The organism is Arthrobacter liuii, assembly GCF_014639275.1.
Lineage (GTDB): Bacteria > Actinomycetota > Actinomycetes > Actinomycetales > Micrococcaceae > Arthrobacter > Arthrobacter liuii.
This window is the reverse complement of record NZ_BMFW01000001.1, coordinates 62,685-89,017: the sequence shown is the minus strand read 5'-3', so window position 1 is coordinate 89,017 and position 26,333 is coordinate 62,685. Positions and strand designations below refer to the sequence as shown.

At 66.8% G+C, this 26,333-nt stretch carries 26 protein-coding genes; 18 read left to right on the top strand and 8 right to left on the bottom strand.

The genetic code is table 11. From position 1 onward, the window contains the following. Window positions 1-20: 20 nt before the first annotated feature. Genes IEW19_RS00440 through IEW19_RS00430 form a run of 3 tightly spaced genes read right to left on the bottom strand, consistent with a single transcriptional unit; the run spans window position 21 to window position 2,247 of the window. Window positions 21-662: a TetR/AcrR family transcriptional regulator gene (locus IEW19_RS00440; protein ID WP_229748226.1), complete on the bottom strand. Its 642-nt coding sequence runs from the start codon at window positions 660-662 to the stop codon at window positions 21-23. Further along, on the bottom strand, window positions 659-1,414 hold the full coding sequence (locus tag IEW19_RS00435; RefSeq protein WP_188569997.1) for an ABC transporter permease: 756 nt from the start codon (window positions 1,412-1,414) through the stop codon (window positions 659-661). The genes IEW19_RS00440 and IEW19_RS00435 overlap by 4 nt, the downstream gene beginning before the upstream one ends. Then, the gene (locus tag IEW19_RS00430; RefSeq protein WP_188569727.1) at window positions 1,414-2,247 is read right to left on the bottom strand and encodes an ABC transporter ATP-binding protein; all 834 of its coding nucleotides are present in this window, start codon (window positions 2,245-2,247) and stop codon (window positions 1,414-1,416) included. Before IEW19_RS00430 ends, IEW19_RS00435 begins: the two co-directional genes overlap by 1 nt. Window positions 2,248-2,677: 430 nt before the next feature. Here IEW19_RS00430 and IEW19_RS00425 point away from each other — a divergent pair, with 430 nt between their 5' ends. The 3 genes from IEW19_RS00425 to IEW19_RS00415 are packed head-to-tail and all read left to right on the top strand — an operon-like array spanning window position 2,678 to window position 5,506. Continuing rightward, on the top strand, window positions 2,678-4,489 hold the full coding sequence (locus IEW19_RS00425) for a proline--tRNA ligase (protein WP_188569726.1): 1,812 nt from the start codon (window positions 2,678-2,680) through the stop codon (window positions 4,487-4,489). Next, window positions 4,486-5,280 carry a sulfite exporter TauE/SafE family protein gene (locus IEW19_RS00420; RefSeq protein ID WP_188569725.1) on the top strand — a complete coding sequence of 265 codons (795 nt, stop codon included), beginning with the start codon at window positions 4,486-4,488 and terminating at the stop codon, window positions 5,278-5,280. The genes IEW19_RS00425 and IEW19_RS00420 overlap by 4 nt, the downstream gene beginning before the upstream one ends. 55 nt (window positions 5,281-5,335) lie before the next feature. Then, on the top strand, window positions 5,336-5,506 hold the full coding sequence (locus tag IEW19_RS00415; RefSeq protein ID WP_229748225.1) for a hypothetical protein: 171 nt from the start codon (window positions 5,336-5,338) through the stop codon (window positions 5,504-5,506). Window positions 5,507-5,527: 21 nt separating this feature from the next. Here IEW19_RS00415 and IEW19_RS00410 read toward each other — a convergent pair whose 3' ends face one another. From IEW19_RS00410 to IEW19_RS00400, 3 genes are all read right to left on the bottom strand, one after another. After that, window positions 5,528-6,580 carry an aminoglycoside phosphotransferase family protein gene (locus IEW19_RS00410; RefSeq protein WP_229748224.1) on the bottom strand — a complete coding sequence of 351 codons (1,053 nt, stop codon included), beginning with the start codon at window positions 6,578-6,580 and terminating at the stop codon, window positions 5,528-5,530. A 34-nt stretch (window positions 6,581-6,614) separates the two neighbouring features. Beyond that, window positions 6,615-7,382, bottom strand: coding sequence for a VIT1/CCC1 transporter family protein (locus IEW19_RS00405; protein WP_188569723.1), 768 nt, complete (start codon window positions 7,380-7,382; stop codon window positions 6,615-6,617). 102 nt (window positions 7,383-7,484) lie between these two features. Beyond that, on the bottom strand, window positions 7,485-8,603 hold the full coding sequence (locus IEW19_RS00400) for a DUF4439 domain-containing protein (protein ID WP_229748223.1): 1,119 nt from the start codon (window positions 8,601-8,603) through the stop codon (window positions 7,485-7,487). Between the two features lie 106 nt (window positions 8,604-8,709). On the opposite strand from IEW19_RS00400, the gene rimP reads away from it, so the two are divergent. The 5 genes from rimP to rbfA all read left to right on the top strand — a co-directional run bounded on the left by rimP (window position 8,710) and on the right by rbfA (window position 14,685). Continuing rightward, window positions 8,710-9,321: a ribosome maturation factor RimP gene (gene rimP / locus IEW19_RS00395; RefSeq protein WP_188569722.1), complete on the top strand. Its 612-nt coding sequence runs from the start codon at window positions 8,710-8,712 to the stop codon at window positions 9,319-9,321. After that, a complete protein-coding gene (gene nusA, locus IEW19_RS00390; RefSeq protein ID WP_188569721.1) occupies window positions 9,321-10,301 on the top strand; it encodes a transcription termination factor NusA in 981 nt (326 codons plus the stop codon). The genes rimP and nusA overlap by 1 nt, the downstream gene beginning before the upstream one ends. Window positions 10,302-10,481: 180 nt before the next feature. Next, window positions 10,482-10,829, top strand: a complete 348-nt coding sequence (locus IEW19_RS00385) for a YlxR family protein (RefSeq protein WP_188569720.1) — start codon at window positions 10,482-10,484, stop codon at window positions 10,827-10,829. Window positions 10,830-10,981: 152 nt separating this feature from the next. Beyond that, entirely contained in the window at window positions 10,982-13,885 is a 2,904-nt protein-coding gene (gene infB, locus IEW19_RS00380) for a translation initiation factor IF-2 (protein ID WP_188569719.1), read from the top strand. A gap of 290 nt (window positions 13,886-14,175) precedes the next feature. Next, the gene (gene rbfA, locus IEW19_RS00375) at window positions 14,176-14,685 is read left to right on the top strand and encodes a 30S ribosome-binding factor RbfA (RefSeq protein ID WP_188569718.1); all 510 of its coding nucleotides are present in this window, start codon (window positions 14,176-14,178) and stop codon (window positions 14,683-14,685) included. A gap of 80 nt (window positions 14,686-14,765) precedes the next feature. On the opposite strand, the gene IEW19_RS00370 is transcribed toward rbfA, so the two are convergent. Then, window positions 14,766-15,893, bottom strand: a complete 1,128-nt coding sequence (locus tag IEW19_RS00370; RefSeq protein WP_188569717.1) for a ScyD/ScyE family protein — start codon at window positions 15,891-15,893, stop codon at window positions 14,766-14,768. 176 nt (window positions 15,894-16,069) lie between these two features. On the opposite strand from IEW19_RS00370, the gene IEW19_RS00365 reads away from it, so the two are divergent. Then, window positions 16,070-16,573 carry a nucleoside deaminase gene (locus IEW19_RS00365; protein ID WP_188569716.1) on the top strand — a complete coding sequence of 168 codons (504 nt, stop codon included), beginning with the start codon at window positions 16,070-16,072 and terminating at the stop codon, window positions 16,571-16,573. A 2-nt stretch (window positions 16,574-16,575) separates the two neighbouring features. Beyond that, a complete protein-coding gene (trxA, locus tag IEW19_RS00360) occupies window positions 16,576-17,013 on the top strand; it encodes a thioredoxin (RefSeq protein ID WP_188569715.1) in 438 nt (145 codons plus the stop codon). Window positions 17,014-17,035: 22 nt separating this feature from the next. Here trxA and IEW19_RS00355 read toward each other — a convergent pair whose 3' ends face one another. Next, window positions 17,036-18,193, bottom strand: coding sequence for a pyridoxal phosphate-dependent aminotransferase (locus IEW19_RS00355; RefSeq protein WP_188569714.1), 1,158 nt, complete (start codon window positions 18,191-18,193; stop codon window positions 17,036-17,038). Window positions 18,194-18,287: 94 nt separating this feature from the next. On the opposite strand from IEW19_RS00355, the gene truB reads away from it, so the two are divergent. The 8 genes from truB to IEW19_RS00315 all read left to right on the top strand — a co-directional run bounded on the left by truB (window position 18,288) and on the right by IEW19_RS00315 (window position 26,270). Next, the gene (gene truB / locus IEW19_RS00350; RefSeq protein WP_229748222.1) at window positions 18,288-19,217 is read left to right on the top strand and encodes a tRNA pseudouridine(55) synthase TruB; all 930 of its coding nucleotides are present in this window, start codon (window positions 18,288-18,290) and stop codon (window positions 19,215-19,217) included. Window positions 19,218-19,219: 2 nt separating this feature from the next. Then, complete coding sequence (locus IEW19_RS00345) at window positions 19,220-19,573, top strand: hypothetical protein (RefSeq protein ID WP_188569712.1); 354 nt, start codon at window positions 19,220-19,222, stop codon at window positions 19,571-19,573. 19 nt (window positions 19,574-19,592) lie between these two features. Then, window positions 19,593-20,051: a hypothetical protein gene (locus IEW19_RS00340; protein ID WP_188569711.1), complete on the top strand. Its 459-nt coding sequence runs from the start codon at window positions 19,593-19,595 to the stop codon at window positions 20,049-20,051. Window positions 20,052-20,150: 99 nt separating this feature from the next. Continuing rightward, window positions 20,151-21,134: a bifunctional riboflavin kinase/FAD synthetase gene (locus IEW19_RS00335; RefSeq protein WP_188569710.1), complete on the top strand. Its 984-nt coding sequence runs from the start codon at window positions 20,151-20,153 to the stop codon at window positions 21,132-21,134. 56 nt (window positions 21,135-21,190) lie between these two features. Beyond that, the gene (kynA, locus tag IEW19_RS00330) at window positions 21,191-22,045 is read left to right on the top strand and encodes a tryptophan 2,3-dioxygenase (protein ID WP_188569709.1); all 855 of its coding nucleotides are present in this window, start codon (window positions 21,191-21,193) and stop codon (window positions 22,043-22,045) included. Continuing rightward, entirely contained in the window at window positions 22,042-23,301 is a 1,260-nt protein-coding gene (locus IEW19_RS00325) for a kynureninase (RefSeq protein WP_188569708.1), read from the top strand. The genes kynA and IEW19_RS00325 overlap by 4 nt, the downstream gene beginning before the upstream one ends. Before the next feature lie 199 nt (window positions 23,302-23,500). Beyond that, window positions 23,501-23,770 (top strand): 30S ribosomal protein S15, encoded by a 270-nt coding sequence (gene rpsO / locus IEW19_RS00320; protein ID WP_188569707.1) that lies wholly within the window; start codon window positions 23,501-23,503, stop codon window positions 23,768-23,770. Window positions 23,771-24,011: 241 nt separating this feature from the next. Continuing rightward, on the top strand, window positions 24,012-26,270 hold the full coding sequence (locus IEW19_RS00315; protein WP_188569995.1) for a polyribonucleotide nucleotidyltransferase: 2,259 nt from the start codon (window positions 24,012-24,014) through the stop codon (window positions 26,268-26,270). Window positions 26,271-26,333: the final 63 nt, after the last annotated feature.

The window sequence follows — 26,333 nt, the reverse complement described above, 5'->3', positions numbered from 1 at the left end:
ATGTGCGTCAACGGGAACCATCAGGTTAGGGGACCGGTGAGGTAGCGCTGCACGGTGTGCGCGACCAACTGCACAACCTCGTCGGGGGCCGCAGACGCGAGCGGCTCCAGCCGGACAACGTAGCGGACCATCATCAGGCCCACCACTTGGGTTGCCACCAGGTTTCCACGCAGCGCCACTTCCTCCGGTGGCCCGGGAACTGAAGCCATGATCCTGCTGATCACCCTGCGTTCCACCATTTCCCGCAGGAGCGCCGTCTTGGCCTTGGACCCGATGGATCCGCGGAGGAAGGCCAGCAGGGCGGCCTGGGCAGGGCTCTCCCACAGTCGGAGCACGGTGCGGACGATCAGTTCCGCCCGCCGGTCCGGGTCGGCGTCGGCGACGCCGGCCAGCACCTGCTCCGGGTCGGCGGGCAGTTCCACGCTGTGGGCGAAGAGTTCATCCTTGCCCTTGAAGAAGTGGTGGACCATCGCTGGGTCCACTCCTGCCGCGCGGGCCACTTGACGCATGCTGGTCCCCTCAAAGCCATGCTCGGCGAAGAGCTTCCGGGCGGTGTCGAGGATATGTTCGCGTGACCCGGCTTGGCCGCCGCGGCGCCCCCTGACGGCCGTGGACCGGCCGGTGCGGTGGGCCGCCGGGGCGCCGGGAGTTGGCACGCTCACGATGTGCGCCGGCGCAGCGTGAGTGCCGCGAGGACCAGCACCCCAAGCGCGATGGCCGCCATGGTTGCAGCGTCCTGCCACAACCGGTCGGTTGCCTCGGCGTGGGCCGCTACTTCTTGGAGGGCGTCCACCGAATAGGTCAGGGGCAGCACGTTGGAGATTGCTTCCAGCACGTCGTTCATCCGTTCCCGGGCCACGAACAGCCCACACAGAAGGATTTGGGGGACCACCACTACAGGCATGAATTGGACTGCCTGGAATTCGGTCCTGGCGAAGGCCGAGCAAAACAGGCCCAGCGCGACGCCAAGGACAGCGTTGATCACTGCGATCAGTACCACGTAGCCCGGCGCCCCGGCGATATCGAGGCCAAAAATCCAATATGCGACGGCCGTGGCCACCAACGATTGCAGGGCGGCCATGAGGGAAAATGCCAACCCGTATCCAAAGAGCAGGTCTGCCTTGTGCACGGGTGTCGTAAGCAGCCGTTCCAGCGTCCCGGTCGTGCGCTCCCGAAGCATGGTGATCGAGGTGACCAGGAACATCACCACAAACGGAAAGATTGCCAGCATCATCAACCCGACGCGGTCGAAAGTGCGCGGAACGCCGGGCCGGAGCGTTTCGTTCTCATAGAGGAAGTAAACGGCCGTGAGCAGCAGCGCGGGCACCACCAGGATCAGGGCGATGCTGCGGTGGTCGTGCCGCAGTTGGCTCAGCACCCGCCGTGCAGTGGCGAGCATCATCCGGATATCCATCACCGCACGCTCCTGCGTTGTTCCAGCCCCGCCGGGCGGATCCCGCCGATGGTCCGATCCGGCGGGGTCCCGCCGTCGCCGTCTTCCTGTTCCCTGATGACGGCCAGGAACGCCTGCTCCAGGTTGCTGCTGTGCCCCCGCCTGCCGAGCTCGGCGGGCGTGAGTTGGGCCAGTAGCCGGCCTTCCCGTAACAGCAGGAGCGTTTCGCAACGGCTGGCCTCCTCCATGACGTGGCTGGAAACCAACAGCGTTGTTCCGGCCTCTGCCATGGCGCGGAACCGGTCCCAGAGGTCCGCCCGCAGGACCGGGTCCAGGCCCACGGTCGGTTCGTCCAGCACCAGTAGCCGGGGATGCGCAACCAGGGCGCATGCCAGGGACACCCGATTGACCTGGCCGCCGGACAGGCCGGCGGCCCTGCGGCGGGCCAGCGGTTCAAGTCCGACGGCGGCGATGGCCTCCGCCACGTCGGCCTTGCCCTTCTTGTGCATCGCTCCGAAGTACCGGACGTTCGCTTCGACCGTCAGGTCTGGGTAGACGCTGGGGGACTGGGTGACATAGCCCACCTCCCGCCGCAGGGCGGCGCTGCCGGCAGCAAGCCCCAGGACCTCAACCGTCCCGCCCGCAATGCGTTGTGTCCCGACGATGGTCCGCATCAGGGTGGTTTTGCCGCTTCCGGAAGGTCCGAGCAGCCCGGTGATACGTCCGGCAGGAATGGCGAAGTCGAGCCCGTGAAGAACGGGCAGCCGCCCCAGCCGGACGGTGAGGGCGGTAGCCACAACCGCCGCTGCCCCGTGGTGCGCCGGCCGGGAAGGTGCTGCTGACGAGTGGGACAAGTGTGCCTCCGTTGCTGCGCCTGGTCCGGCCCGGCCGGACACCCGCTTAATTCATCAGCTGATGAATTAAAGCTAGGCCTGGTCATATTCGTCGTCAACACGGCCGGCTAAGTAAAAACTCTTGTCAAACGTGTGCGCGATCACATAAATTCTATCTAGCTGCGCTGGAAGTGGGGTGGGCGGTCTCACCAGTCCTCATCAGTACTCAGGCGATAACGGCGTCGGGCCACGCCCGGATACGATGACCAGCCCTATTGGGGGGCCAGGGGCTTTGTATTCCCGGGCGTGGCCCTACTGTGTCCGGGACATTCCGGTTCCGGCTGCCGGCACCCTCCCAGTCCGTGGCGCCGGGCGCGTGCCGGTAGATTAGTACCCAGACGAATTGTCCGGCCCTGCTGACCCAGCACTTCCCCAGAAACGGATACCACCCGTGGTCCTACGACTGTCCCAGCTTTTCCTGCGTACGCTGCGCGAAGACCCCGTCGACGCCGAGGTTGCCAGCCACAAACTCCTGGTCCGCGCCGGCTACATCCGCCGCGCCGCTCCCGGCATCTACACCTGGCTGCCGCTGGGTTTGAGCGTCCTGCGCAAGGTCGAGGAAATCATCCGCGAGGAAATGACTGCCATCGGCGCCCAGGAAGTCCACTTCCCGGCCCTCCTGCCCCGCGAGCCGTACGAAGCGACCAACCGCTGGACAGAATACGGAGAAGGCCTCTTCAGGCTCCAGGACCGCAAGGGCGCCGACTACCTGCTGGCCCCCACGCATGAGGAGATGTTCACGCTCCTGGTCAAGGACCTGTACTCGTCGTACAAGGACCTTCCGCTAAGCCTGTACCAAATCCAGAACAAGTACCGTGACGAAGCGCGCCCCCGGGCGGGGCTCCTCCGCGGCCGCGAGTTCATCATGAAGGATTCCTACTCCTTCGACGTTGACGACGCCGGCCTGGACGCCAGCTACGCAGCCCACCGTGCCGCCTACCTGAAGATTTTTGAACGCCTGGGGCTTGAGGTTGTTCCCGTGGCGGCCACCGCCGGTGCCATGGGCGGTTCCAGGAGCGAGGAATTCCTGTTCCCCACCGAGATCGGCGAGGACACGTTTGTCCGCTCTGCCGGCGGCTATGCGGCCAACGTCGAGGCCGTCACCACGGTGGTTCCCGACGAGATCGACTTCAGCGGCGCCCCGGCCGCGGAGGTCCTGGACACCCCGGACACCCCCACCATCGACACGCTGGTTGCCGCGGCAAACCAGATTGCCCCGCGGGCAGAGGCCGACGGCGGCGCCTGGGCTGCGGCGGACACGCTCAAGAACGTGGTGCTCGCGGTGACGTTGCCCACCGGCGAGCGGCAGCTGGTGGTCATCGGCCTTCCCGGGGACCGCGGAGTGGACCTCAAGCGCGTGGAAGCGAACATAGGCGCTTTCCTGCCGATCGCGGGCGAGATCGGACTCGAGCAGGCCGGCGAGGAGGACCTCAAGAAGCAGCCGCTGATCGTCAAGGGCTACCTGGGCCCCGGGCTTTCCCTGGACCAGCCGCTCCTGGGTTCCGAAAGCGCCACCAAGCTGCTCTACCTGGTGGACCCGCGCGTGGTCAGCGGCACTGCCTGGATCACCGGCGCCAACGAGGCCGGCACGCACGTCTTCGGCCTGGTCGCCGGCCGCGACTTCGGCTGGGACGGCGTCATCGAGTGCACCGAAGTCCGCGCGGGCGATCCCTCGCCGGACGGCTCCGGCCCCCTGGAGACCGCCCGCGGCATTGAGATGGGCCACATCTTCCAGCTCGGCCGCAAGTACGCCGAAGCCCTGGACCTGAAGGTGCTGGACCAGAACGGCAAGCAGGTGGTGGTCACCATGGGCTCCTATGGCGTCGGCGTCACTCGCGCCGTTGCCGCGCTGGCCGAAGCCAACCACGATGACCGCGGACTCGTCTGGCCCCGCACAGTGGCCCCGGCCGACGTGCATGTGGTGGCCGTGGGCCGCGGTGAGGAAATCTTCCAGACCGCGGAGAAGCTCTCGGCAGAACTCGAAGAAGCAGGCCTGTCCGTCATCTATGACGACCGACCCAAGGTCTCGCCGGGCGTGAAGTTCGGCGACGCGGAGCTCGTCGGCGTCCCCACCATCCTGGCAGTGGGCCGCGGATTGGTGGACGGCGTGGTGGAGATCAAGGACCGCCGCACCGGGGACGCAGAGAACGTTGCAGTGGACAAAGCCGTCGACTACGTGGTCAACGCCGTCCGCAACCGGTGACCTCGGGCTTCGAGTCGATCCAGCTCACCACCGTCATCCTGATCGTGGTGGCTGGATTCGCAGCCGGCTGGGTTGACGCGGTGGTGGGCGGCGGTGGCCTCATCCAGCTTCCCGCGCTGCTGCTGGTTCCCGGCATCGCGCCCGTCCAGGCGCTTGCCACCAACAAGATGGGCTCCATCTTCGGAACCGCCACGAGTGCCGCCACCTACTACCGGCGGGTCGGGCCGGACCTCCGGACTGCCGTCCCCATGGCGGTCATAGCCCTGGCCGGCAGTTTCGGCGGGGCAAGCCTGGCCGCCACCCTGCCGGCCGGGGTCTTCAAGCCCATCATCGTGGTGGCGCTGGTCGCCGTCGCGCTTTTCACTGCCCTGAAGCCCAGCATCGGTGAGCTGACGGCGCTGCGCCACGAAGGCCACAAGCACTACGTCGTGGCCTGCGCCATCGGTGCGGTGATCGGCTTCTACGACGGGCTCATCGGGCCGGGGACAGGATCCTTCCTGGTCATCGCCCTGGTGTCCGCCATGGGCTATGCCTTCCTGGAAGCGAGCGCCAAGGCCAAGATCGTGAATATGGCCACCAACGCGGGCGCCCTGCTGTTCTTCCTGCCGCACGGGTCCATCCTGTGGGGCCTCGGACTGGTGCTCGGGGCAGCGAACATGGCCGGCGGCTACCTTGGCGCCCGCACTGCCGTGCAACAGGGAAGCAAATTCGTCCGGGTGGTCTTTCTGGTGGTTGTTGCGGCCCTGATCGTCAAACTCGGCTACGACGTCTGGCAGGAAAACTTCGCCTGATCCATCCCGGAAACCAGCCCTCGTGGGGTGCGGCTGCCCGGCCTGGCATGCAGGTATGGCACACGGCGACGACGAGTATGCCGCGGCACTGGCGGCCGCAGTGGGGCATTCGCAGGCCTGGCTGTCAAGCCTCCCGCGCCGCCCGGTGGGACCGAGTCGGCACGCTTCCGAGCTCGCCGCGGTACTTGCGGTCCGGTCAGCCATGGCGGCAGTACGGAACTCCTGACGGTCCGCGGGTTGCCAACGTTTAGCCAGCCGTTGGGCCCTGTCCAGGTTCCGGCAGCGAATGGGGATGCGGCAGGCTGTCCAGTGTGTTCCCGGCGAGGGTGCTGGCGACCCAGAGCGATCGGGCCAGATCACCCCGGTGGCCCTGCCCGGCGTACCACAGCGCATTTTCAACTTCCCTGGCGATGCCCCATTGCAGGGACACATCCGGGTCCAGCCCGGCCGCAGTGCTGAAATCGTGGCAGCGCGCAAGGAGCGCGGGCCCGGACTGGGCCGCGGGCAGGTCCCCGAGGCGGTTCCACAGCAGCGGGGCAACGGCGAACTCCGGCTCGCCGACCATTGGCTGGGGGTCGATCGCTGCGTACCCTGCCGGCGTCGGTGTTCCACCTCCGGCTGAAGCCTCCGGCCGCGCCAGGACGTTCAGGTAATGCAGGTCAGTGTGCACCAGTACGTCGTGGGCGGACCGGCGTCCCACGGCGCCGCGCGTCTGGCACACCTCCAGGGCCGCTTCCAGCAGCCACCTGGGAAACGGCCGTCCCAAGTGTTCCCAGTCATCGGGCAGGTCGTCGCTCCACTGTTCCGCCCGGGCAGCGATATGGCCGAACTCCCGCCACTCGGGGCGGTGGTTGGGGGTCAGCCCCAGCTGCCGGACCACCCCGCCCCAGGCCTGCACCGCAGCGTCCATCGGCAGGTCCGCCAGCGACCGGCCGGCGTCGAGGCGTTCCAGGAGCATGGCGCATGATTCGGCATGGGAGGCCAGCAGTGCAACAGCGCCGCTGCCGCCCCAGAGCGCCAGCGCATGCCGCTCCACTTGGGCCTCATCGTGGGGGAAAGCGATTTTGAGGGCGGCCGGCGAGCCATCTTCCTGCCGCACCGGGACCACGAGGCCGCCGTGACCGCTCCACGGGAGGCTGCCGGGCGCCAGGTCAACCTTTAGCCGCCACTGCTGCAGGCGGTCCGCCAGGAGTTCCGGAAGCCTCCCGAGCCAGGCCCGTCCCGCGCTGTTGCGGGTGTAGCGGGCCGAGAGGTCTGGGGGGATAGGGACTTCCCGCAGCAGCACGGGGTGAGGCAACAAGGGATCAGGCAACACGGGGTCAGACAACACCGGGTCAGACAACACCGGAGGCGCCGAGCAGGTTGCCGATGACGAACGTTGCCGCGAGTGCCAGGGCGCCGCCAATCACCACCCGGACAGCTGCCCGCGTCCTCGAGCCGCCGCCGATCCATGCGCCAAGGGCGCCCGTCAGTGCCAAGGCCACCAGGACTGAAACGAAGGTCAGCGGGACGCGGATCTCCGGTGGCGGAAGGAGGATGGCAAGCATCGGCAGGATGGCCCCGATGGTGAAGGCGATGGCGGAGGCGAAAGCAGCGTGCCAGGGGCTGACGATGTCCTCCTCATCGATGTTGAGCTCTGCGGAGAGGTGCGCGGCCAGGACATCGTGGGCCGTTAACTCCTGGGCAACCTGGGCGGCTGTTTCCGGGGTGAGGCCCTTGGCTTCGTAGAGGGCAGTCAGCTCTTCAAGTTCCGCGTCCGGTTCCTCCGCCAGTTCCCGGCGTTCCTTTTCGATCAGGGCCCGCTGGCTGTCGCTTTGGCTGCTGACGGACACATATTCGCCCAAGGCCATCGACACCGCGCCGCCCACCACCCCGGCTACACCCGCAGTGAGGATGGGGCCCGATTCGGCAGTGGCCCCGGCAACGCCCACCACAATGGCGGCGACGGAGACGATGCCGTCATTGGCACCCAGGACGCCAGCGCGCAGCCAGTTCAACCGGTGCGCAATGTCGTTGCCGTGCGGTTCTGTTTCAAGGTGGTTGTTCAGCCCTGGACGGCCCGCACTGGTTTCCGGACCCTCGGCCGGTTCGTCCGCGTTCATCCCTTCAGCAAACCGCCCCTGCCTGCCAGTTGCCACCCTGTTGGGGGGCTTTCTTTGCATGCGGGGGACAGGTCCGGGCAGGTCCCCTGGCAACGAAGGAGGCTAGGAAGCGGCGGGCGAAGGCGTAGGGCCATCACCGGCAGGAAGACCTGCGCCGGCAGGAAGGGCAGGCAGCTTCCCGGCGTCGAGGGTGAGGCCGGGAACAGGGCCGGGGTCTGCACCCCACCGCAGGGCCCGGGCGGCCGCTGATTGAAGGGCTGACAGCGCCCACCTCCGGTCCTGGCCCTGTGATACTGCTACGACGTCGCCATAGGCAGCCACTGTTGCCGTTTCCAGCTTGCCCAAACCTGCCGCCGGTGCTGCCAGGAAACCCGGATCGAGGACGTACCCCGGCTGTTGCGGTACGGACCCTCCGCAGGCGAGCCGGAGGCGTTTCTCCGCGGCAACGGCCAGTTCCTTGTGGCGGCCCAGGAATTCCGACGCCGGGCCGGCCAGGGCGGGAGCGAGGCGGGGGAGCGCTGCCTGGTAGCCGTAGGCCGCCTGCTGTTCCGCGGTCAATGCACCGGCCAGTGCCTGGCGGGTGCCTGCAGGAGTGCCGGGCCCCGTGGCCTCCTGGGCGGTGGCCGGGGCTGAAGCTGAAGGGCATGCAGAAGCGGTTGCAGCTGCCCCGTTGCCTTCTTCGTCCCATCCTGCCGTTCCCTGCGGTACCGGCAATCCCGCGGCGGCCGCAAGACGCCCGGCCGCGAGGAGCTGTGCCGTGCCGGTCCCCGCGAGAAGCCGCGCCATGCCGCCGTCGGCTGTTTCCGCGTCCTTGACGCGTGCGGTCCCACTGTCGGCCAGGGCCTGGACGAGCTCCGCGGCGTTGTGGGGGCCGGCGATGGAAGATGCCGGCGGGGAGGATTGCGGGGAGGCCGGCGCGGACTCGGGCGCGGGGGAGAGCAGCGCCCTGGCCTGGATGGTCAGCAAGGTCACAACCTCGTCCAACACGGTAGGATCCGCCGGGCCCGCGGAAGCCAGCTCCATGGCGGCAGCCCGCAGATCCAGGGCCTCGCTGAGCGCCGCCGCCCTGGCCCGCTCCGGGAACGGAGGTTCGGCAGGTGCAGGTTTTTCCGCGGGAATCAGGACGAAACCGAGGCTCAGGACAACCAGGGCAGCAAGGGCAAAGACGGCAAAACGGAACGGGCGCATGCGGGGGTGGGTGTCCTGGCGGGGGTCTTTCACAACAGACCATGGTGTCACGCTGAGGGGGCACCCGGGTGCACCACTGGGCCGGTAAAATAGCTACGCTAGTAAACACCACATCATCTATAGGAGGGCGGCCGGCATCGTGAGCAATGCAGAAGCCACGGCTTCACCAGACCATACCGGTACGGGAAGCGCATCCGAGCCGGCGCACAACCCCGAAGCTGCCCGGCTCCGGGGCCTCCTGGAGCCCGCCGTCCAGGCCAACCGCCTCTACCTTGAGGACGTCGCCATCATCCCCGGCTCCCACCGGGTGGTCCACGTTGTGGTGGACCTGCCGCAGGAGGAGACCGGCGGGGTGGGCCTGGACGTCATTGCGGACATCTCAAGGGTGCTCTCGGATGTGCTGGACAACGATCCCAATGACGACGGGCGTCCCTATGACCTCGAAGTGTCCTCGCCCGGCGTCGGACGTCCCCTGACGGAACCCCGGCACTGGTACCGGGCCCGCGGCCGGATGGCCAAGGTCAACGTCATCCAGGGCGAGAACGTCACCGGCCGCATCCAGGCCGTGGATGACGGCGGAGTGACGCTTGTCCCCGAGGTCGCGGTCAAGAAGGGCATGAAGCCCCGGCAGGGCGAACCCGTAAAGCTTCCTTTCGACAGGATCCGTAACGGAAAAGTCGAGATCGAATTCAGCCACCTCCCGGAGGACGGTCTGGAACCTGAACACAATGGACCTTCTGAGGAGGCCTGATGGATATTGACATGAGCGCACTGAGACTTTTGGAGCGTGAGCGTGAAATTCCGCTGGACCTCCTGATCCCCACCATCGAGCAGGCGCTCTTGGTGGCGTACCACAAGTCTCCCGGCGCCTTTGAAAAAGCGCGCGCCGAACTGGACCGCAAGAGCGGCCACGTCACTATTTGGGCTGTCGAAATTGACGACGACGGCGCTCCCATCGGTGAGTTCGAGCACACCCCCGAGGGGTTCGGCCGGATCGCCGCCAGCACCGCGCGCCAGATCATCCTGCAGCGGCTCCGCGATGTCGAGGACGACAACGTCCTGGGCGAATTCAAGGGCCGCGAAGGCGAACTGGTGTCCGGCACCATCCAGCAGGGCAACAACCCGCACATGGTCCAGGTCAACCTCGGCTCGCTCGAGGCCCTCCTGCCGCCACCCGAGCAGGTCCCCGGCGAGAAGTACATCCACGGCAACCGGCTGCGCGCCCTGGTCATCGATGTGCACCGCGGCACCAAAGGGCCGTCCGTCACGCTGTCCCGGTCACACCCCGGCCTGGTCCGGAAGCTCTTCGAACTCGAAGTGCCCGAGATTGCCGACCACTCCGTGGAAATCGTTGCGTTGGCCCGCGAAGCCGGCCACCGCACCAAGATCGCCGTCAAGGCGAACACTCCGGGGATCAACGCCAAGGGCGCCTGCATCGGCGAGATGGGCTCCCGCGTCCGCGCGGTCATGACCGAGTTGAACGACGAAAAGATCGACATCGTCGACTTCAGCGAAAACCCGGCCACCTTCATTGCCAGCGCCCTGTCGCCGTCACGCGTGAATTCGGTCACCATCACGGACGAAGCCACCCGCTCCGCCCGGGTTGTGGTCCCCGACTACCAGCTGTCCCTGGCCATCGGCAAGGAGGGCCAGAACGCCCGCCTTGCGGCCAAGCTGACCGGCTGGCGTATCGACATCGTCTCCGACGCCACAGGCAACCGCGACAAGTGAGGCCCTGGGCCGGGTGGCTGGCGCGCCGCGGCAGCCACCCGGTTTCGGGCAGAATGCCCCGGAGGGGCTAGAATAGGTAAGACCGCGCCTAACGGCCGGTAGCCGTGTGCCTTGGGCGTGCTCGTTTCCGTGACTGCGGATGCGGTAAAACCTGTGGCCAGCAGAAAGAACGTCAGGACGATGACCGTGGCAGAAGTGCTTTCCACCGGGCATCAGCCCCAACGTACCTGCATCGGATGCCGGAAGAAGGGCCCGCGGTCGCAGTTGCTCCGGCTCGTCGCCGACGGCAGCGGTTCACCCGCTGTCCTGGTGGATGAACGACGCCGGATGGCTGGCCGGGGTGCATGGCTGCACCCCAGCGCATCGTGCCTGGCTCTGGCGGTCAAGCGGCGAGCATTCGGGCGTGCCCTTCCGGGCGCAATCGGGACCGCCGCCGTCGAACACCGGATCACGTCAGGCCCGAACGTTGACGCCGCCCCGGTGGCTGCAACACCAACCGTCCAACCTGAAAGCGGGTCAGAAATCTGATGGAAACCCGATGAGTTCCCAGCGATGAGTGCGTAACGATGACAACTTTGTTGCGCTCTGCAATGGGCCCCTTCGCACCAAAAGCGGCTGGGGTCCGCAGTAAGAAGTAGACGGTTCGTGCCTGGCTCGGTGCGGACCGAGACAGGAGAAATGTGGCCAAGGTCCGCGTACATGAGCTCGCCAAAGAGCTCGGTATAACTTCCAAAGATGCAGTGACAAAACTGCAGGAACTGGGCGAATTCGTTCGCTCCGCCTCGTCAACCATTGAGGCCCCCGTTGTGCGGAAACTGCGCAATGCCTTCCCCGACGCCGCTGCCAAATCAGCGGCACCGGCTGCGGCTTCCGCCGCCGCCGCCAAAGCGCCAGCGCCCGCAGCAGAATCACGTCCTTCAGCCCCGGCCCCCGGCCCCGCTGCGCCCAAGGCTCCGGCCCCCAAGTCACAGGCCCCGGCTCCGGCTGCTCCCGCCGCACCCGTGCAGGCAGCAACACCGTCAGCGCCCGCCGCTTCCACGCCTGCCGCCCCTGCGGCTCCGTCCGCTGGCGCCAAGCCCGGTGCACGTCCGGCGCCCAAGGCCGAAACCCCGGCTCCCTCGGCACGTCCAGGTGGATCCACGCCCGGTGCGTCGGGCCCCCGTCCCGGCGGCCCCCGTCCCGGAAACAACCCCTTTGCCACATCGCAGGGCATGCCCCGCGGCCGTGGCGGAGACGGTGAGCGCGCCCCCCGTCCGGGCAACAACCCGTTCGCCACATCGCAGGGCATGCCCCGCCCGGGCGGCAGCCGCAACGACGGTGACCGGCCCGGTGGTCCCCGTCCCGCAGCTGGTGCAGGCGGACCGCGCCCCGGTGGGCCGCGTCCCGCAGCCGGTGCCGGTGGTCCCCGCCCCGCGGCTGGTGCAGGCGGGCCCCGTCCCGGTGCGCCGCGTCCCGGCGGTCCCCGTCCTACTCCCGGCATGATGCCCAACCGCACCGAACGTCCCGCACCGGCAGGTGCAGGCGGCCGTCCCGGCGGCGGCCGTGGTCCCGGGCGTCCCGGCGGCGCTCCGGGCACCGGCGGACCCGGTGCCGGCAGCGGTGCTCCCGCAGGCGGTGGCTTCGGCAAGGGCGGCCGCGGCCGCGGCGGCACCCAGGGTGCCTTCGGCAAGGGCGGCGCAGGCCGTGGCAAGCAGCGCAAGTCCAAGCGCGCCAAGCGCCAGGAACTCGAGCAGATGAGTGCCCCGTCGCTGGGTGGCGTGAGCGTGCCCCGCGGCGACGGCAACACCGTCATCCGGCTTCGCCGCGGCTCGTCCATCACGGACTTCGCCGACAAGATCGAGGCAAACCCCGCCGCCCTGGTGACCGTGCTGTTCCACCTTGGTGAAATGGCCACGGCAACCCAGTCGCTGGACGAGGACACCTTCGCCCTGCTCGGCGAGGAACTGGGCTACAAGCTCCAGGTCGTTTCCCCGGAGGACGAGGAGCGCGAGCTGCTCTCCAGCTTCGACATCGACTTTGACGCCGAACTCGAAGCCGAAGGCGACGAGGAACTTGAGGCACGTCCTCCGGTCGTCACCGTCATGGGCCACGTCGACCACGGTAAGACCCGCCTGCTCGATGCCATCCGCAAGTCCGACGTCATGGCCGGCGAACACGGCGGCATCACCCAGCACATCGGTGCCTACCAGGTCACGCACAACCACGAAGGCACCGATCGCAAGATCACCTTCATCGATACCCCGGGCCACGAGGCGTTCACCGCCATGCGTGCCCGTGGTGCCAAGGTCACCGACATCGCCATCCTGGTGGTCGCAGCGGACGACGGCGTAATGCCGCAGACCGTTGAAGCACTCAACCACGCCCAGGCGGCCAACGTGCCGATCGTCGTGGCAGTGAACAAGATCGACAAGGAAGGCGCCAACCCGGAGAAGGTCCGCGGCCAGCTGACCGAATACGGCCTGGTTCCCGAGGAATACGGCGGCGACACCATGTTCGTCGAGGTCTCTGCCCGCCAGAACCTCAACATCGACGAGCTGCTCGAGGCCGTCCTGCTCACCGCGGACGCCGCTTTGGACATGCGCGCCAACCCGAACAAGGACGCCCGAGGCATCGCGATCGAAGCCAACCTGGACAAGGGCCGCGGTGCTGTTGCCACCGTCCTGGTGCAGTCCGGCACGCTCCGCGTCGGCGACACCATCGTGGCAGGCACGGCCCACGGCCGCGTCCGTGCGATGTTCGACGACGACGGCAGCGCCCTGACCGAGGCCGGCCCGTCCCGCCCCGTCCAGGTGCTGGGCCTGTCCAACGTCCCGCGCGCCGGTGACACCTTCTTCGTGACCGCTGACGAGCGCACCGCCCGCCAGATCGCCGAGAAGCGCGAAGCCGCCGACCGCAACGCCGCCCTGGCCAAGCGCCGCAAGCGCATCAGCCTGGAAGACTTCGACCAGGCCGTCGCCGAAGGCAAGATCGACACCCTCAACCTCATCCTCAAGGGTGACGTGTCCGGTGCCGTGGAAGCCCTCGAAGACGCGCTGCTCAAGATCGACGTCGGCGAAGGCGTGCAGCTGCGCGTCATCCACCGCGGTGTGGGTGCCATCACCCAGAACGACGTCAACCTGGCAACGGTCGACTCCGCCGTCATCATCGGCTTCAACGTCAAGCCCGCCGAGCGGGTTGCCGAACTGGCAGACCGCGAAGGCGTGGACATGCGCTTCTACTCCGTCATCTACGCAGCAATCGATGACATCGAGGCAGCGCTCAAGGGCATGCTCAAGCCGGAATACGAAGAAGTCCAGCTCGGCACCGCCGAGGTCCGCGAAGTCTTCCGCTCCTCCAAGTTCGGAAACATCGCCGGCTCGATCGTCCGCTCGGGCATCATTCGACGCAACGCCAAGGCACGCGTCACCCGCGACGGCAAGATCATCGGTGACAACCTCACCGTTGAGTCGCTCAAGCGCTTCAAGGACGACGCCACTGAAGTCCGCACGGACTTCGAATGTGGTATCGGTCTTGGCTCGTACAACGACATCACCGAAGGCGACATCATCGAGACCTTCGAGATGCGCGAGAAGCCGCGCGTCTAGCTGGCCAGCCTTCGGGCAGTCAGAAGTGCCAGGTGCGGGGCCGTTGGATTTTTCCGGCGGCCCCGCCCCTTCGCCGGACGTCTTTCGATCTTTCGATCGAAGCCGCCCGGCTCCGACAGGCCCGATGCCACTCCCAGGCCGCCGGAAAAACCCAACGCAGGTCCGTCGTACACTCGCCATAGTGCGTGGCATCCCGGCCCGAGGTGCGTGGCAGATAACTGAAACGTGCGACGCGGCCTCTTTCGCCGCCGTCGTTCGTCCCTAATTTTTTCTTCTTATAGGAGTTGTTCATGGCTGATCCGGCACGTGCTGCCAAATTGGCGCAGCGGATTAAGGTTGTTGTTGCTGAGGCTCTGGGCCGGAAGGTCAAGGATCCCCGGCTGGAGGGCATTACTGTTACCGATGCCCGCGTGACCAATGATCTGCAGCACGCCACTGTTTACTACACCGTCTTCGGCGACCAGGCCGTCCAGGCTGATGCTGCCAAGGGGCTGGAGAAGGCCAAAGGGGTGCTCCGGCAGGAGGTTGGCCGGAACATCACCGTCCGCCTGACCCCCACCCTTGAGTTCGTGGCTGACCAGATTCCGGTCAACGCGTCCAACCTGGAGGAGCTGCTGCGGGAGGCGAAGAAGCGTGACGCCGAGGTTGCTGCGCTTGCAGCCCAGGCCAAACACGCCGGTGACGCGGACCCGTACAAGTCCGATGCGTCCGCCGATGTGGACATCGACGAAGACGACTTCGACGAAGAGGACCTCGACCTCGGCAGCGGCGACGAACCCGACGAAGACGGCAACAAGTAGGACGTTCACAAGTAAGACGGCAACAGGGCCCGGGAGCTGATCCCGGGCCCTGGCTTTTTAACTCATCAATGCTGTATCCGCTACCGCAGGTCTGCCTCGATCACCTTGCCCGCAGGAGGCTGGGACGGGTCGCCCAGGGCGTCGATCGTGGCGTACAGGGTTTGGCCGCTGATGTCGACGTCCGCCGGCATCTTAACTGCCAGGAACTGGGACCGGTGGCCGTCGCAGCTGAACTTCAGGATTTCGCCGCCGAACAGCGACGCAACGTAGACATCACCATTGCCGGCCACCGCCACGCCCGTGGGGCTGAGGATGTCCTCTGCCCAGAGGTCAGTGTCGCCGTTCCACGGATTGATCCTGAAGATCGCACCACGGGCACCCAGTTCAGGTCCTTCCGGGCCGCCAGGCAGCGACGTCACATAAAGCATGCCGTCAGGTCCGATCCCCACGTCGGTCGGTACACGCTCAAAGGCATATTCATGGCCCACCGCACAGGCGGGCACCTCAACGGTGCTGCCCACCATGTCAGTGGGAATCCGCAGGCCCGCCGGAATCACGGCAGGTCGAGGGGGCAGGACAGCGACAGTGTCAATATCGCCACTCTTCAGGTCGACCTTGAGGACGGCGTTCATGCCCGCATCCGCAACATAGGCGGTGTCACCGCGGACCGCCAGGGCGTACGGGTGTGAATCCACCAGGCCTTTGTAGGTGGCGGGCGGGAAGTTCGGCCAGCCGGCGAGGCACTGCGCGCTGACGTCGCCGCCGAATCCGTAGTGCTGGTCCCCATCCGGGTTGTGGCGACGCTCGTAGTCCGCGAAGTTGGCAATGGTGTCCACGTCTCCCTTACGGTCAATGGACTTCAGGTAGCCCTGGAGTGCCGCGGGGTCTCCCTGGCCGGCGCCCACGCTCTCCAGGAAATACGTCGTGTTGCCGCGCGTTTCGGCTCCGGCCACCTCCCAGCCCTGGGGAGTGTCGGTGGCAAGATCCCCGGTGGAGCCATCACGATCGATCCGGGTGAGTTTCCCGGCAAAATCCTGGGACACCAGGACCGATTTTCCGGGTCCTGCCGTGACGTGCAGCGGCGACACGAGGCCGCCTGCAAGCACCTCGTAATCCGGTGTGTCGGTGGAAGCAGCGGTAGGGCCTGCGGACGCTAAGGCAGCGGCCGAGACGGTGATACAGGCTAAGAGGGCGAGTGTTTTCTTCATTGGGTACTCCGGGGTGCGAGAGGCCCTTGCGGGCTGGATACGAAGCCTCGGCAGAGGCCAAATGTATTCCCCCGGGCGCAAGCGTAGGCCCCTACCGGCCGGTAGTGGTTGGGGGCATCCCCCTGTTTAAACCCCTTTCCATCCCCCAACGGGGCACGCGTGGCTAGGATCGTGATATGACCTCCGCGGACAACGCCAACAGATCCTTTGGGCACCTTGAACAGGCAAAGTATCTTGAACAAGCCGTGGACCTGGCCACGCAGAACGTCGGGCAGGGCGGCGGCCCCTTCGGGGCGGTGGTGGTGACGCCGGACGGGCGCGTCCACGCCGGCGTCAACAGGGTGACCAGGGACAACGATCCCACCGCCCACGCGGAGGTGGTGGCCATCCGGGCAGCGGCCGCGGCAACGGCAGACTTCGACCTCAGTGGCTCGGTCCTCTACGCCAGCTGTGAGCCGTGCCCGATGTGCCTGGCTTCGGCCTTGTGGGCCAGGATCGGCCGCGTCTACTTCGCCGCGGACCGCCACGGCGCCGCCGCGGCAGGATTTGATGACGCGCTCTTCTACGACTACTTCAGCGGCGCCACGCCGGAGCTGATGCCGGTCACCAGGGATGACATCCCGACGTCGGACGTCCCTTTCCAAACGTGGCGCGCCTTTGACAGCAGGAAGGAATACTAGCCGTGGAGCCCTCACTTGTTACCTGCCCCGCCTGCGGGAAGACCAACCGGGTGCCTGCCCAGGCTGCCGGCCATCCCCGCTGCGGCAACTGCAAGGCAGACCTGCCGTGGATCGTAGCCGCCGGCGACGGCGATTTCGCTGCGGTGGCGGAGCAATCGCCAGTTCCCGTGCTGGTTGATTTCTGGGCCGCCTGGTGCGGCCCGTGCCGAATGGTCAGCCCTGTCCTGGACAAGCTGGCCCGGGAACGGCCAGGGAAAATCAAGTTGGTGAAGGTGGACGTTGATAAGTCGCCCGGCCTGTCACGGCGGTTCGACATCCAGGCCATTCCCACTCTGATGGTGCTCGTCGACGGGAAAGTCGCGGCGCGCCAGGCAGGGGCCGCGCCGGGGGAGGCCCTCCGGACCTGGCTGGACAGGGCACTCGCCAGCGCGCGGAACTGACGGGCGCGGCCTGCCCGGCCTGTTACAGCCCGGTGCCCGGCAGCCGGGACAGTCCCTCCAGCAGGTCCTGCTTCCGGCCGCACAGCGCGATCCGGACCCACCCCTCGCCGATGGAGCCGAACGCCGTCCCCGGGGCCAGCGCCACCCCGGAGTCCGCGAGGAACCGCCGTACCCAGGCCCGCACATCCCCGCCGCTCACGTGGGACATATCAGCCCACAGATAGAACGCCCCCTGGGCCGGGAGGTAGCGGATCCCTTTCCCCACCAGGACCGCCGAGGCCGCATCCCGGTTCTCCCGGTAGTGCTGGTGCGCGTGCCGGACGTAGTCCTGCGGACCGGTCAGGGCCGCGAGCGCCGCGTACTGCGGGGCAGACGCCACGCAGGAGACGATCGATTCCATGACGTTGTCCATCTTCTGTTTAAGCCCCGGGGGGCAAACCAGCGCGCCGATCCGCAGCCCCGTCAGGCCGTAGGTTTTGGACAGTGTCAGCGAAGTGAACACTTGCGAATCCGCCGGCGTGCCGCCGTCGAACCGTGCCGGGCTGACGTGGGGCACATCGTAAGTGAATGCCTCGTAACACTCGTCCGAGATCACCCAGATGTCGTGCCGACGGGCAAGGTCCACCAGTTCCCGGACCAGTTCTTCACTGAGCACGGCACCAAGCGGGTTGGAGGGGGAGTTGAGCACCAGCACCCGGGTGCGGCTGGTGATGAGGGCCTCCACATCGGCAACCCGTGGCTGGAAGCCGTGCTCCGGGTGCAGGGCATAGCCCACCGGAACGGCGTTCAGCAGTCGGCTGGTCATGGCGAAGGTGGGGTAGCCAGGGTTGGGGATCAGGACCTCATCGCCGGGGGCGAGCAGGAGGCTCATGGCGAAGTGCAGCCCCTGCTGCGCCCCGGACACCACGTAGACGCGGTCGGCGCCGACGTCGACGCCCTGCTCTTCCCGGAACCTTGCGGCGAACGCCTCGCGGAGAGCGGGGATCCCGGCGTTGGGCGTGTAGTTTGTCTCATCGCGGTCCAGGCAGGCAATGCCCGCGTCCAGGACGTGGCGGGGGAGCGGGAAGCCCGGCTCGCCGATGCTCAGCACGACGGCGCCGGGAGTGCGCCAGGCAGCCTCGGTGATCTCGCGGATCTGGTTGACGGGCACGTCGCGGACATGGGCGGCAAGCTCAGGCATGCCAGCCATCCTAGCCGCCTGCGTGGGGCTGCCACCCAGCGTCCGCGCGGGGCTCCGTGCCGGGGCGCCAACCTGCGCCGATATACTGGGAGGCGTGCTTTCTGGACTGGTGATAGTGGACAAGCCGCAGGGATGGACCAGCCATGACGTGGTTGGCCGGATGCGGCGCCTCGCAGGTACCCGGAAAGTGGGCCATGCAGGCACCCTTGATCCCATGGCCACCGGTGTGCTGGTGCTGGGCATCAACAAAGCCACGCGGCTGCTGACCTACATCGTGGGCACCTCCAAGACCTACACGGCCACCATCCGGCTGGGCCAGTCCACGGTGACGGATGATGCGGAAGGCGAGGTGACGGCCACCGCCAGCGCCGCCGGCGTCACCGACGAAATGATTTACGACGCCGTCGCGGCGCTCACGGGTGAGATCCAGCAGGTGCCCAGCAGCGTCAGCGCGATCAAGGTCAATGGGGAGCGCGCCTACGCACGCGTGCGGTCGGGCGAGGACGTCAAGCTCGCCGCGCGGCCTGTCACCATCCACCGGTTCGAGGTCCATGGTGTCCGGCGGGACGCGGCGGCGGGGATCGTGGACCTGGACGTGACGGTGGAGTGCTCCTCCGGCACCTACATCCGTGCCCTGGCCCGGGACCTGGGCAATGCCCTTGGCGTCGGCGGTCACCTCACAGCGCTCCGGCGGACCCAGGTGGGTCCGTACTCCCTTGACCAGGCGAGGACCCTCGAACAGCTGGCCGAGGAGCTCAACGTCCTGGACATGGCCCTGGCCGCCAGGGCCCTGATGCCCAACCGTGAGCTAAGCCCCGAGGAAACCACGGAGATCTCCTTTGGACGGCGGATCCCGGCCGGCACGGCCCCCGGCCCCGGCGCCGCCACGGCGGAACACCCGGCCGCGGCCTTCGCGCCCGATGGCAGCCTGGTGGCCCTGCTCGCGGACGCGGGCAGCTACGCCAAGCCGGTCCTCGTCTTCGCCCCGGGCAACGGGGCTCCGACCGCAGCTGCGGGAGCATAAGCGTGGACGCATATTTCTGGATTATCCTTGTCACCGGCCTGGTGTCCACGGTGGTGTGCCTGGGGGCCGGGATCCTGAAAAAGGCGCCGAACGACATCACCATCCTCTCCGTCGCGGCCGTGGAAGCGGCCCTGGTGGTCTACCTGGTGGGATCCATCGTCCGCGTCATCGCCGGCGAACCCATCGCCGGCGAGGCGTGGGAATTCTGGGGCTACATGGCCACGGCCATGCTCCTGCCGCCCGCCGCCATCTACTGGTCCATCCTGGAGCGTACGCGGTGGAGCAACTTTGTCCTGGCCGCAGTGGGCGTCACGGCGCTGGTGATGGCTGCCCGAATGAACCAGATCTGGTACTGAAGTGGAAGAAGCACCAAGAATGAAAGACCAGCAGGCCACCGGCCACGCCCCCGTCCGCAATACCCGCAACACCGGACCCGGCCGCCTCCTGATTGCGGTGTACGGGGTTTTCGCTATCTCGGCCACTGCCCGTGCCGGGTACCAGATCCTCACCAAGTTCTCGGACGCGCCCCTGGCCTACCTGCTTTCGGCCTTTGCCGCCCTGGTGTACATCCTGGCCACCGTGTCGCTGGCGAAGGCAGGCACCACGTGGTTCAAAGTCTCCGTTGCCGCCGTGCTGGTTGAACTCGCAGGTGTCCTGGTGGTGGGGACCCTGAGCGTCCTGGACTCCGTGCAGTTCCCGCACGAGACCGTCTGGTCCCTGTTTGGCCGCGGCTACGGTTTCATTCCCCTGCTGCTGCCCATCCTGGGCCTGGTGTGGCTGTACCGGCGCCGCCCATCCGCGGCTGCGGCAGCACAGGCCAAGGCTGCGGAGTGACGGCAAAAGCCGCGCAGTGAATCCGGGTAACCTTAGAGAGTTCCGCGGCCGGCATGGTTCCGGAACGTCGATACTTGCAGGCAGCATAAGGCGAGGGTGATGGTCTACATCTGGAACGATCCGTCCGATGTCCCGGCGGACTTCGGCCCATCTGTTGTCACTTTCGGCAACTTCGACGGCGTTCACCGCGGCCACCAGCAGGTGCTGTCCCAGCTGATCCGTTCCGCCCGGCTCACCCAGGCCAAGGCGGTGGCTGTCACCTTTGATCCCCATCCGGCCGTGATCCACCGGCCCGAAGCCGCGCCGGAGCTCATCATGGGCCTGGACGACAAGCTGGAAGCGCTGGGAGAACTGGGCCTGGACGCCATCCTGGTGATCAAGTACTCGCTGGACCTGGCCAGCCTCACGGCTGAAGAGTTCGTGGAGCAGTACCTGGTGGACTGCCTGCACGCCAGCCACGTGGTCATAGGCCATGACGCCCGCTTCGGACGGGGCAACTCCGGCGACCTGGACACCATGAAGGCCCTGGGCGACAAGTTCGGCTTCGCAGTCCAGGTCATCAGCGAGTTCGGCGCGGAGGGCTACCCCCTGCATGACGACGACGGCATGGACCGCCGCTGTTCCTCCACCTGGGTGCGCGAAGCCCTGCAGGAGGGCGATGTCGCCACCGCCGCCTCCGTCCTGGGCCGCCCGCACCGGATGCGCGGCGAAGTGGTCCACGGAGCGGCCCGCGGCAGGGCGCTCGGTTTCCCCACTGCGAACCTCGCCTCCAATGCCACTGGGCTGATTCCCGCTGATGGCATCTACGCCGGGTGGCTGGTGGACCAGGCCGGCAAGCGCTGGCCGGCAGCCATCTCGGTGGGTTCCAATCCCACGTTCGACGGCGTCAGCCGCCAAGTCGAGGCGCACGTGATCGACAGGCCAAAGGAAGCCGTGGAGGACTTCGATCTTTACGGCCAGACAGTCATCGTTGAATTTGTGCGGCGGCTTCGCGGCATGGTGGCCTACCGTGGCCCTGAGGCCTTGGTGGATCAAATGCGGCTGGACGTGGCCCAGGCCCACCAGCTCCTGGGCGGCCACTGACTGCAGCGGCCGGCGGTGCTGCAGCAACCGGGCGACAACAACGAAAGGCAGTGTGCGTGTCCGTCGAGAAGAACACCCGCAAGCTGGACAAGGGGATTGTCAGCGACTTCAGCTCGCGGATGAGCTATGCCGCCTACCTGCAGCTTCCCACGCTGCTCAGTGCCCAGCAGCCGGTCAGTCAGCCTGAACACCACGACGAGCTGCTGTTCATCATCCAGCACCAGACCACGGAGCTGTGGCTGAAACTGGTCCTGCATGAACTGCGCAGCGCCGCCGCCTGGCTCCGGGAGGACGACCTGGGCTCGGCGCTGAAAGGCATCGCCCGCGTCAAGCACATCCAGAAGACCCTCACCGAGCAGTGGTCCGTCCTGGCCACCCTGACGCCCACCGAGTACTCCCAGTTCCGGGGCTTCCTGGGCAACTCCTCCGGCTTCCAGTCTGCCCAGTACCGCGCGGTGGAGTTCGTCCTGGGCAACAAGAACAGCAAGATGCTGCCTATCTTCGAATCCGACCCGCAGGCCCACGCCATGCTGGCGGAGCTGCTGGCCGCCCCCAGCATCTACGACGAGTTCCTCGCCTACCTCGCCCGGCAGGGGTTCGATGTTCCCCGTTCCGTCCTGGACCGGGATGTCACCCGGGCCCATGAGTTCGCCCCGGAACTCGTGCCGCTGTTCAAGCACATTTACGAAAACGCGGCAGAGAACTGGGCGGCCTACGAGGCCTGCGAGGAACTGGTGGACCTGGAGGACAACTTCCAGCTCTGGCGGTTCCGGCACCTCCGCACCGTCCAGCGGACCATCGGCATGAAGACTGGCACCGGCGGATCCAGCGGTGTGACCTTCCTGCAAAAGGCACTGGAGCTGACGTTCTTCCCCGAACTATTCGCTGTCAGGACGGAGATCGGACAATGAGCATCCACCAGGAAAACCACACCGGCGTGACCGCCGAACAGCTCCGCCGGCGGGCCGACGAGCTGGACCGCCGGGATGCCCTGGCACACTACCGGGACGCCTTCATCGGCACCGACACACCCCTGTCCTACCTGGACGGCAACTCCCTGGGCCGGCCCCTCAAACGGACCGCCGGCGACGTCGCCGCCTTCATCCGGGATGAGTGGGGCGGCCGCCTCATCCGCGGCTGGGACGAACAGTGGCTGAACATGCCGCAGGCCATTGGGGACCAGCTGGGCCGTGCCGTCCTGGGGGCGGCTCCCGGACAGACCATCATCGCTGATTCCACCACCGTGGTGCTCTACAAGCTGGTCCGCGCAGCCCTGGCCGCCGTGCAGGATCCGGACCGCAATGAGCTCGTGCTGGACACCGAGAACTTTCCCACCGACCGCTACCTGGTGGAGGGCATCGCCCTCGAGGAGGGCCTGACCCTCCGCTGGATCGAACCTGACCCGGCTGCCGGGGTGACCGTTGAACAGGTGCGCCAGGCCGCCGGGCCGCGCACCGCCGTCGTCCTTCTCAGCCAGATCGCCTACCGGTCCGGCCATCTGGCCGACCTGCCGGGCATCACCGCAGCAGTGCACGACGCCGGCGCCCTGGTGGTGTGGGACCTTTGCCATTCGGCGGGGTCGGTGGAGATCGACCTGGACGGCCCGGACGTGGACTTCGCTGCGGGTTGCACCTACAAATACCTCAACGGCGGCCCGGGCTCGCCCGCCTTCGCCTACGTCAACGCCCGGCACCTGCCCTCGCTGAACCAGCCCATCTGGGGATGGATGGGCCGCAAGGACGCCTTCGAAATGGCGGCCGGGTACCAGCCCGCCTCCGGCATTCGCGGTTTCCTCAGCGGCACCCCCGCCATCTTCGGGATGCTCGCCATGCAGGGGACCCTGGACCTCATTGAAGAGGCTTCGATGGCTGCCATCCGGGAGAAGTCCCTGGCACTGACGGCCTTCGCCGTGGAGGTCTTCGATGCCTGGCTGGCCCCGCTGGGCGCGGACCTGGCATCACCCCGGGATCCGGGGGAGCGGGGCGGCCACATCACGGTGGACCACCCGGACTTCACCAAAGCCACCGTGGAAGCACTCTGGGAAGGGGACGTCATCCCGGACTTCCGCTCGCCGCACGGCATCCGGGTGGGGCTCTCGCCGCTGAGCACCAGTTTCTCCGAAGTGCTTCAGGGCATGGCGGCCATCCGGGAACGGCTGCAGGGCTGACCGGGGCGCCGGTTGGACCGCACTGTTTCGACAAGGTTAGGCCGGGGCCGGTAAACTTAGCGATGGATCCGGCTGCAGTCCGTGGCGGCTGGTTCCTGCTGCTGGCGGTCTCTTCCGGTTTACCGGATTGCGACGTACGCGGCAGACCCGGCGGTGAGTTACTGACCTGGGCCCTCACGGCACATCCCAAGGAGTTATTGTGGCACTTGACGCCGCTGTAAAGCAGTCCATCATCAAGGAATACGCAACCGTAGAAGGCGACACCGGTTCACCCGAGGTCCAGGTTGCAGTCCTGACCCAGCGGATCAAGGATCTGACTGAGCACATGAAGGAGCACAAGCACGATTACCACACCCAGCGCGGTCTGCTGGGCATGGTCGGTCGCCGCAAGCGCATGCTTGGCTACCTCAAGAAGACTGACATCGCCCGCTACCGTTCGCTCATCGAGCGCCTCGGCCTGCGCCGCTAGTCTGGCTTTGGGGCGGCCCTTTCCTTCCGGAACGGGCCGCCTTCTTCAAATGAAAACTAAACAGGAGGATCAACCGCATCACGCATTCGCGGTCCTCGGTAGTGATCCCCGGGAACGGCTTCGTTGACTGAAGCCGGCGGCCCGTGGGTCTCGATCGATGACCGGGTGCAGGGCCAGTAGACAGATGCTGGCTGGGTTGATGCGGCTTGACTCCGTAAACCATGAAACGGAGGTGACTCTCTTGGAGGGTCCCGAAATCCAGTTCTCGGAAGCGGTCATTGACAATGGCCGTTTTGGCAAGCGCGTAATCCGCTTCGAAACCGGCCGCCTCGCCAAGCAGGCCGCCGGCGCAGCCATGGTGTACATCGACGATGACACCGCACTGCTGTCCGCCACCACCGCCGGCAAGCACCCGCGTGAAGGTTTTGACTTCTTCCCGCTGACGGTCGACGTCGAAGAGCGCATGTACGCTGCCGGCCGCATCCCGGGCTCGTTCTTCCGCCGTGAAGGCCGCCCGTCCACCGAAGCCATCCTGGCCTGCCGCCTGATGGACCGCCCGCTGCGCCCCGCCTTCATCAAGGGCCTGCGCAACGAGGTCCAGATCGTGGTGACCGTCCTGGCCATCAACCCCGACGAGCTGTACGACGTCGTGGCCATCAACGCTTCCTCCATGTCCACCCAGCTCTCCGGCCTGCCGTTCTCCGGCCCCATCGGCGGCGTGCGCGTTGCCCTGGTTGCGGACGAAAACGGATCCAAGTGGGTTGCGTTCCCCAAGCACTCCCAGCTGGAAAACTCGGTCTTCAACATGGTGGTCGCAGGCCGCGTTGCCGGTGACGACGTCGCCATCATGATGGTCGAAGCCGAAGCCACCGACAACTCCTGGAACCTCATCAAGGAACAGGGCGCCACCGCCCCCACCGAAGAGGTCGTTTCCGAGGGCCTCGAGGCTGCCAAGCCGTTCATCAAGGCACTCTGCGATGCCCAGGCCGATCTCGCCGCACGCGCCGCAAAGCCCACCGTTGAGTTCCCGGTCTTCCTGGACTACGAGGACGACGTGTACGCCGCCGTCGAGTCCGCTGCGGCCGAAAAGCTTGCCGCAGTCTTCCAGATCGCCGACAAGCAGGAACGCGACAACGCCTCCGACGCGCTCAAGGACGAGGTCACCTCTTCCCTGGCAGGCCAGTTCGAAGGCCGCGAGAAGGAACTGTCCGCAGCTTTCCGCTCCGTCACCAAGCACGTGGTGCGCCAGCGTATCCTCAAGGACCAGATCCGCATCGACGGCCGCGGCCTGACGGACATCCGCCAGCTCACCGCCGAGGTTGAGGTCCTGCCCCGCGTCCACGGATCCGCCATCTTCGAACGCGGCGAGACCCAGATCATGGGTGTCACCACGCTGAACATGCTCAAGATGGAACAGCAGATCGACTCGCTGTCCCCGGTGACGCGCAAGCGCTACATGCACAACTACAACTTCCCGCCGTACTCCACCGGTGAGACCGGCCGCGTGGGTTCGCCCAAGCGCCGCGAAATCGGCCACGGTGCCCTGGCGGAACGCGCCCTGGTGCCCGTACTGCCGTCCCGCGAGGAGTTCCCGTACGCCATCCGCCAGGTGTCCGAGGCCCTCGGCTCCAACGGTTCGACGTCGATGGGTTCCGTCTGCGCCTCCACCCTGTCGATGCTGAACGCCGGCGTGCCCCTGAAGGCCGCCGTCGCAGGTATCGCCATGGGCCTGGTCTCCGACCAGGTGGACGGTCAGACCCGCTACGCAGCCCTGACCGATATCCTCGGCGCCGAAGATGCCTTCGGTGACATGGACTTCAAGGTTGCCGGTACCGCCGAGTTCGTCACGGCCATCCAGCTGGACACCAAGCTCGACGGCATCCCCGCCTCCGTGCTGGCAGCAGCACTGAAGCAGGCCCGCGAAGCACGCCTGCACATCCTGGATGTCATCAACTCCGCGATCGACACCCCGGACGAGCTTTCCGAGTTCGCACCGCGCGTCATCGCCGTGAAGATCCCCGTGGACAAGATCGGCGAGGTCATCGGCCCCAAGGGCAAGATGATCAACCAGATCCAGGAGGACACCGGCGCGGACATCTCGATCGAGGATGACGGCACGGTCTACATTGGCGCCACCAACGGTCCGTCTGCCGACGCAGCGCGCTCCGCCATCAACGCCATCGCGAACCCGCAGGTCCCGGAAATCGGCGAACGCTACCTGGGTACGGTCGTCAAGACCACCACCTTCGGTGCCTTCGTGTCGCTGACCCCGGGCAAGGACGGCCTCCTGCACATCTCCGAACTGCGCAAGATCGCAGGCGGCAAGCGGGTGGACAACGTTGATGACGTCGTCTCCGTTGGCCAGAAGATCCAGGTCGAGATCACCAAGATCGACGACCGTGGAAAGCTTTCGCTCTCCCCGGTAGTGGCCGAGGAAGAAGCTCCGGCCGACACCGAACGTGCCCACGCCACGGAGCCTGCAGAAGGCGCTGAGGTCTAGCAGTTCCGGTTTCCGGAATACAAGCATGAATCGGCGGGACCGGTGGATGATCCACCGGTCCCG

Excerpts from the sequence above, each read along its gene's own strand:
- IEW19_RS00435 (WP_188569997.1), bottom strand. The coding sequence starts at position 1,414 with ATGGATATCCGGATGATGCTCGCCACTGCACGGCGGGTGCTGAGCCAA.
- IEW19_RS00415 (WP_229748225.1), top strand. The coding sequence starts at position 5,336 with ATGGCACACGGCGACGACGAGTATGCCGCGGCACTGGCGGCCGCAGTG.
- IEW19_RS00405 (WP_188569723.1), bottom strand. The coding sequence starts at position 7,382 with ATGAACGCGGACGAACCGGCCGAGGGTCCGGAAACCAGTGCGGGCCGT.
- nusA (WP_188569721.1), top strand. The coding sequence starts at position 9,321 with ATGGATATTGACATGAGCGCACTGAGACTTTTGGAGCGTGAGCGTGAA.
- IEW19_RS00385 (WP_188569720.1), top strand. The coding sequence starts at position 10,482 with ATGACCGTGGCAGAAGTGCTTTCCACCGGGCATCAGCCCCAACGTACC.
- rbfA (WP_188569718.1), top strand. The coding sequence starts at position 14,176 with ATGGCTGATCCGGCACGTGCTGCCAAATTGGCGCAGCGGATTAAGGTT.
- IEW19_RS00370 (WP_188569717.1), bottom strand. The coding sequence starts at position 15,893 with ATGAAGAAAACACTCGCCCTCTTAGCCTGTATCACCGTCTCGGCCGCT.
- IEW19_RS00365 (WP_188569716.1), top strand. The coding sequence starts at position 16,070 with ATGACCTCCGCGGACAACGCCAACAGATCCTTTGGGCACCTTGAACAG.
- IEW19_RS00355 (WP_188569714.1), bottom strand. The coding sequence starts at position 18,193 with ATGCCTGAGCTTGCCGCCCATGTCCGCGACGTGCCCGTCAACCAGATC.
- IEW19_RS00340 (WP_188569711.1), top strand. The coding sequence starts at position 19,593 with ATGAAAGACCAGCAGGCCACCGGCCACGCCCCCGTCCGCAATACCCGC.
- IEW19_RS00335 (WP_188569710.1), top strand. The coding sequence starts at position 20,151 with ATGGTCTACATCTGGAACGATCCGTCCGATGTCCCGGCGGACTTCGGC.
- IEW19_RS00325 (WP_188569708.1), top strand. The coding sequence starts at position 22,042 with ATGAGCATCCACCAGGAAAACCACACCGGCGTGACCGCCGAACAGCTC.